A 7,080-nucleotide genomic window follows, 5' to 3' on the forward strand; every position below is an offset into this window, starting at 1 on the left:
TGTTGTGGTAGCAATACTACATTTAGGCTTAATCTTTATATTGGTGTTGAGAAGAAAAAAAAAGAAAAACAAGCTTGCCTGGTGTGCTTAACAACATATATGTTAGTGTTGGCATGCAATTTGTATGCTAATATAGTATGTGCGAGCATTCCGGGCAGAGTGTTCTTTCCCCTTTCCTTCTTCTCTCTGCCCGGTCTCCACTAAAAATTTAAGGTATAAAAAATGAGAAAGACTCTTAGGGAACTTACAGCAATAGTAGGCGGAGAAATAATAGGCGATCCTTTGGTTCTGATAAAAGGTGTGGCTCCTCTTGAGGAAGCAAAAGAAGGAGATATAACCTTTTTCGCAAATTCTAAGTTATCTCAATTTTTGCATAAGACCAGAGCGTCTGCCGTGATAGTAGATTCTAAGACGCCGGGAAACGGAAAACCCTTAATTAGAATAGATAATCCTTACGCAGCTTTTAGTAAGATTATGGAATTATGGGTGCAAAATAAAACCTACTGCTTGGGAATTCATCCCACTGCTGTTTTGGGAGAAAATGTGAAATTAGGAGAAAATGTTTCGATTGGAGCTTATGCGGTTATAGACGACCGAGTAGAAATAGGAGACGGGACGATAATTCGGCCTCATACGTGTATAGGAGAGAACAGTAAAATCGGAGAGAATTGTCATATTTTTCCTCAAGTTACAATCGCCGAAAAAGTGGAACTTGCAGACAATGTTGTAATTCATTCAGGTACAGTGATAGGTTCCGACGGATTTGGTTTTATAGGAGAAAACGGAACTTATCGTAAGATTCCTCAAATTGGTAAAGTAATCATAGGCAACAATGTCCAAATAGGCGCAAATGTAACTATTGATAGGGCTACTTTTGGAAAGACATGGATAAAAGACGGAACAAAAATAGATAATTTGGTTCAAATAGCTCACAATGTGGAAATTGGAAAAAACTGTATAATCGTAGGTCAAGTCGGTATATGCGGTTCTGTTAAAATAGGAGATGGCGTAATTTTGGCGGGTCAAGTGGGTATAGTGGACCATTTATCAATAGGAGATGGAGCCAAAGTTGCGGCTAAATCCGTAGTAACAAAGAGCGTTGCTTCAGGCAAATTTGTATCAGGATATCCCGCAAGAGACCATAACGAAGAAAGAAGAATTAAGGCTTCGGTTGCACGTCTTCCTTCTCTCTATAAGAAGGTTAAAGAGCTTTCAAAAAAACTGGAAAAGTACGAAAGAAAATCATAATACTCTTCATTTCCCCCCGCATTTTTTAACACCACTGGTATTCTAATAATAGCTCCTATGGCTTATATAGAAACGTAAAATACAGAATTTTTTGTAATAAGATTGACAAGATAAGTTACCTTCCTATACAATTACCTGCGTTATGCAATATAAAATCACATTAATTGAAGGTGACGGGATAGGTCCGTCCATAGTTCAAGCTGCAGTAAGAGTAATTGAATCTACAGGCGTTGAAATTCAATGGGATAAACAATATGCCGGCGAGGATGTTATGGTTCAAACAGGCACGCCTTTGCCTGAAGAAACTTTAGATTCCATAAGGAGGAACAGGGTAGGATTCAAGGGTCCCTTAACTACACCTGTAGGCAAGGGTTTTCGTTCTGTAAACGTCCAAATAAGACAAATATTGAAACTCTATGCCAACTTAAGGCCTGCGCTTTCTTTTGCAGGAGTCCCAGGAGCTTATGAAGATATTGATTTGGTAATAGTAAGAGAAAATACAGAAGGACTTTATTGCGGCGTGGATTACTGGATAGACGAAGACCAATCCGCAGGTATTTCGGCGAATATTATAACCAGAAAAGCTTCAGAAAGAATTGTCAGATTTGCTTTTGAATATGCAAAAGATAAAGGCAGAAAGAAAGTTACTGCTATTCATAAGGCTAATATTTTAAAATGTTCTTCAGGGCTTTTCCTTAGAGTAGCATCTGAGGTTGCAAAAGATTATCCTGAAATAGAATTTGAAGATAGAATCGTTGATAACATGGCTATGCAACTGGTTAAAAGACCCCAAGAATATGATGTTTTAGTAACGACTAATCTTTTTGGAGATATATTATCTGATTTATGCGCCGGACTAGTAGGAGGCCTTGGGCTTGCACCTTCGGGTAATATAGGCGATGGTATAGCTGTATTTGAACCTGTTCACGGTTCGGCACCCAAATATAGGGGGAAAAACAAAGCAAATCCTTGCTCAACTATTCTTTCAGGCGCTTTGATGCTTGATTATCTGGGAGAAAAAGAAGCTTCCCAAAAAATATTTAAAGCGGTTGCCAGCGTCATTAAAAAAGGCGAAAATGTTACATACGATTTAAAACAAGATAGAAACGATGCCTCGGCTGTGGGGACTCAAGAGATTGCTGACGCAATTGTGAAAGAAATCAGGAGAATTTAAATTGCAAGACGGAAATACGGTGGAAATACAATGGATATACAGTAGAAATACGTTGTTGGGGATTTGGAATTGAAAAATTACACACTACAAAACAAGGCAAAAAACTAAGAATAATGACAATGTATCTCAATATATTTCCATTTTATTTCGACTTATATCAAGATGTTGTTTCTATTTATTTCTATCCAATTTTTAATATTTGATATTTAATTTTTAAAATCTAAAACTATGTCCAATATAATTTTAGTTGGGACCCAATGGGGTGACGAAGGTAAAGGCAAAATAATAGATTTATTGTCTGAAGATATCGATATTATTGTCCGCTATCAAGGTGGTAATAATGCCGGACATACCGTTATAATAGGCAAAGAAGAGTTTATCCTACATTTAATCCCGTCAGGAATCCTTCGTCCCAATAAGGAATGTTTTATAGGCAATGGCGTTGTCATTGATCCTAAGGCATTGTTGGAAGAAATACAGATGTTGCGTGACAGAAATGTGGATGTCGGACCTCATAATCTTCATATTAGCAAATCTGCTAATGTCATTATGCCCTATCATAAACTTACTGACCGTCTAAGAGAAGAAGAAGCTATAGGAAGAATTGGAACTACAAAAAGAGGTATTGGTCCAACTTACTTAGATAAAGCAGGTAGAGTCGGAATTAGAATGGTAGATTTGCTCTCTGAAACGCAATTGGCTTGGAAATTGAAGAGAAACTTAAAAGAGATTAATTTAATATTGCAAAAAATATATGGGAAAAAAGGCGTATCTTATGACCAGCTTATGGAAGAATATTTAGAATATGGCAAAAAGTTACAGGATTACATTAAGGATACCGTTTCTTTGCTAAATTTTCATATAAACCAAAAAAAGAATGTTTTATTTGAGGGCGCTCAAGGAACAATGCTGGATATGGACCATGGCACATATCCTTTTGTTACTTCTTCCAATACAACTGCTGGTGGCGCATGCACTGGTACAGGTGTTGGTCCTACAAAAATTGATAAAGTTATAGGTGTTATGAAAGCATATACTACCAGAGTAGGGGAAGGTCCGTTTCCTACTGAACTTGAGGGCGAAATGGCGGATAAATTACGAAATGCCGGTCCTATCGGAGAATATGGACGCTCAACAGGCAGACCGCGCAGATGTGGATGGTTGGATATGGTTGTTGTCAGACGTTCGGTTTTAGTTAATGGCTTGGATTCTTTGGCTATAACAAGACTTGATATACTGGACGATTTGGATAAAATTTACGTCTGCAATAAATACAAATATAAAGATACTTATATTGAAAATTTCCCCGAAGAGTTGGAAATTCTCCAAAATTGTACGCCGGTTTATGAAGAAGTAGAAGGATGGAAAACTCCTACTTCAGAAATAAAAGAATTTGAGAAACTGCCACAAAAAGCCTTGGAATATATTTCAAGAATAGAAAATTTGACTGGCGTGCCTATCAACATCCTATCTGTGGGACCCAAACGCTTGCAGACTATTAAAAAACACCTCCCCGCTTAGGCATTAGGCGGGGAAATTTCGAATTCATACTTTCTATTCTCTCAATTGTAATTATCTAACCTATTAACAAGCTTTATAAGATGTCTTTTTTTTAAATCAGACTGAGGTATAATAAACGCGTAAAATAGGTAACGGCTATTTTAAAGAGGTTATAGAGGCAATAGTTAATGCGTTATTATAGTCCGAAAAATTGAAAAGAGAACTTGGTTTATTAGAAATTTTTTGTATTGCTTCAGGGGCAATGATCAGTTCCGGACTTTTTATTCTCCCTGGGCTTGCTTATGCTCAAGCCGGTCCGGCAGTAATTATCTCATATCTTCTTGCCGGGTTTATTTCTTTAGCTGGAATGTTAAGTATTGCGGAAATGACAACTGCAATGCCTAAAGCCGGAGGAGATTGTTTTACCATCATCCGCAGTATGGGACCTGCCATAGGAACCGTTGCAGGGCTACTTAGCTGGTTTTCTCTTTCTATGAAAAGCGCTTTTGCTCTTATTGGGATGTCTGTATTTACAATGATGATAGTGTCTGTAGATATCCATATAATAGCGGTATCATTTTGTTTTATTTTCTTGATTATCAATATAATCGGTATTAAAGAAGCAGCGAAAACCCAAGTAGGGCTGGTTATAGGATTATTAATACTTATGCTTTTTTATATAGTTAGAGGAATGCCGTCAGTAGAAATTGCGCGGTTTACTCCATTTGCTACTCATGGTTTACGGGGAGTTTTTTCAACTGCAGGTTTTGTTTTTGTCTCTTACGCAGGTCTTCTCAAGATTGCAAGTGTAGCCGAAGAAATAAGAAATCCAGGTCGCAATATTCCTTTAGGGATGATACTCTCGCTGATTGTAGTAGTTGTTTTTTATCTTCTCATGATTTTTATTACTGTGGGAGTATTAAATCCTTTAAAGCTTAGCCAATCTCTTACTCCAATTTCTGATGCAGCAGAAGTATTTATGGGAACAGGTGGGAAAATTGCTTTAGCTATTGCGGCTATTTTCGCATTTCTTTCTACGGCTAATGCCGGAATTATGACTGCGGCAAGATCTCTTGTCCCTTTAAGTAGAGACGGATTATTCCCCGGCATTTTCGGAAATCTTAATCGCAGGTTCGAAACTCCGCAAAATGCTTTATTCCTTACTGGCTTTTTTATTGTTCTGTCTTTTTCTCTGAAGTTAGAAATTCTTATAGGGGCGGCTTCAATTACTCTTATTCTTACTAATTTACTCGCGTGCTTTTCAATTATCATCTTAAGAGAAAGTAAGATCCAGAACTATCGACCAAGGTTTCGAGCTCCTCTATATCCGTGGCTTCAGATTTTTGGAATTTTGACATTAGGGTTTCTTATATTCGAAATGGGTAAAATAGCTCTTATCATAACTTTCTTGCTTATTATCGGAGGCTTTTTGACATACTGGCTTTATGGAAGGGTTCGTGGTTACAGAGAGTATGCCTTACTGCATCTGATAGGAAGAATTACGGCCAAGGAGCTGACGAGTCGTTCTCTTGAACAAGAATTAAAAGAAATTATACAGGAAAGAGATAATATTATCAGCGATAGATTTGACGCTATAATTGAAAACAGCATTATTCTTGATATAGATAAAGCATTGTCATTAGAAGAATTTTTCAAACTTGTTGCGGACACTATGGCGGATAAACTTCAAATGGAGTCTACAGTTCTTTTTGATTTGCTGATGAGGCGGGAAAAAGAAGGTAGTACCGCAATAATGCCTACGTTGGCAATCCCGCATATTGTTATTGAAGGCGAAAAGCATTTTGCTGTTCTTCTTGTACGATGTCGTAAAGGGATTATGTTTTCGCAGAATATTGCTCCCAATGTCCACACTGTTTTTGTTCTTGTGGGAACAAAAGACGAAAGACAGTTTCATCTCGTTTCTTTGGCGGCTATATCACAGATTATAAAGGAACACGATTTTGAAAAGAGATGGTTGGAAGCTAAAAATCAAGAAGACCTTAGGGATATTGTTCTTTTAGGAAAAAGGCGGCGGGCGGAATAATTGTTAAAACAGTTTTGGTCTTCTTATATTGTCAAACTGCTATTAAATCACTCCGTATTTTTGAAAATTTATCCCCTATGTAATACGGTTAAAAAAGGCAAATAAATTTATTGATGTAATAAGGCATATGAGGTAAGATAATCAAAAATTATGAAAGTATTAATTCTATCGCTTTTCTTTGCCGCATATCTTGGAATATTGTTCAAAAGAGAATGGGGGTTGTTCTTTGTCTATGGCGCTGTTTCTATTCTCCTGTTAAGCGGAGCTATTTTCCCGCAGCAAATTCCATCTTTCATTAATTGGAATGTCCTGGGTATATTTCTGGGCACGACAATCCTTTCATACCTTTTTATTTTTTCCGGAATTCCATCTTTTTGGATAGAACATATAATAAAAAAAGGATTTTCCTTACCTGTGTGTTACCTGCTGATATGCGTTTTTACAGGGCTTATTTCCACGTTTATGGAAAACGTGGCTACAATCTTATTGATGGCGCCTATAGCCTTTGAATTCTCTAGAAAATTCAAATTAAATCCTGTGCCTTTGTTTATCGGCATGGCGATTTCGAGCAATCTTCAAGGATGCGCCACTATGGTAGGAGATAGTCCCAGCATAATCATGGCTTTGGAAACAGGCATGAATTTCAACGATTTCTTTTGGTTAAACGGTAGACTAGGCATATTCTTTTCTGTTCAAATAGGGGCAATTCTTGGTTATATAGTTTTATATCTTTTTTTCAGAAAAATAAACACTCCAATTAAAAAAGATTCGTTAAAAACAAAAAAAGTAAAAAGCTGGTTTCCTCTTCATCTTTTGGGGCTATTTATGATAAGTTTTGCTTTGGGTTCTTTTTTCCTTGCAGGAGAATTCAAATTTTACCCTGCTTTTTTAGCTCTTGGATGGGGCATGGTCGGTATCGTTTGGCAGTTGATTTTTCATCGTGAAAAAATATCTTTTAAAAAAGATATCGATTGGGCAAGTTTCTTTCTTTTAGCGGGAATATTTATACTGGTAGGAAGTTTGAATAGCGCTGGTATCATAGGGGATTTTTCAAATAAATTAGCGCAATTTGGTTCACATCCTTTTGGTCTTTATAACGTAATTGTCTGGGTTT

General features: G+C 37.0%; 5 protein-coding genes. All 5 read left to right on the top strand.

The window, feature by feature from the left end; genetic code table 11:
• The first annotated feature begins 222 nt into the window (after positions 1–222).
• The gene (gene lpxD, locus KAS42_03685) at positions 223–1,248 is read left to right on the top strand and encodes a UDP-3-O-(3-hydroxymyristoyl)glucosamine N-acyltransferase (GenBank protein MCK4905326.1); all 1,026 of its coding nucleotides are present in this window, start codon (positions 223–225) and stop codon (positions 1,246–1,248) included.
• A 142-nt stretch (positions 1,249–1,390) separates the two neighbouring features.
• Complete coding sequence (locus tag KAS42_03690) at positions 1,391–2,422, top strand: isocitrate/isopropylmalate dehydrogenase family protein (GenBank protein ID MCK4905327.1); 1,032 nt, start codon at positions 1,391–1,393, stop codon at positions 2,420–2,422.
• A 228-nt stretch (positions 2,423–2,650) separates the two neighbouring features.
• Positions 2,651–3,943 (top strand): adenylosuccinate synthase, encoded by a 1,293-nt coding sequence (locus KAS42_03695; protein ID MCK4905328.1) that lies wholly within the window; start codon positions 2,651–2,653, stop codon positions 3,941–3,943.
• A gap of 241 nt (positions 3,944–4,184) precedes the next feature.
• Positions 4,185–5,966, top strand: a complete 1,782-nt coding sequence (locus KAS42_03700; GenBank protein MCK4905329.1) for an amino acid permease — start codon at positions 4,185–4,187, stop codon at positions 5,964–5,966.
• A 150-nt stretch (positions 5,967–6,116) separates the two neighbouring features.
• Positions 6,117–7,080 (top strand): hypothetical protein (locus tag KAS42_03705; GenBank protein MCK4905330.1); only part of this gene is annotated, 964 nt, incomplete at its 3' end.

The sequence above is a fragment of the bacterium genome (assembly GCA_023135785.1).
Classification (GTDB): domain Bacteria; phylum CAIJMQ01; class CAIJMQ01; order CAIJMQ01; family CAIJMQ01; genus CAZNJA01.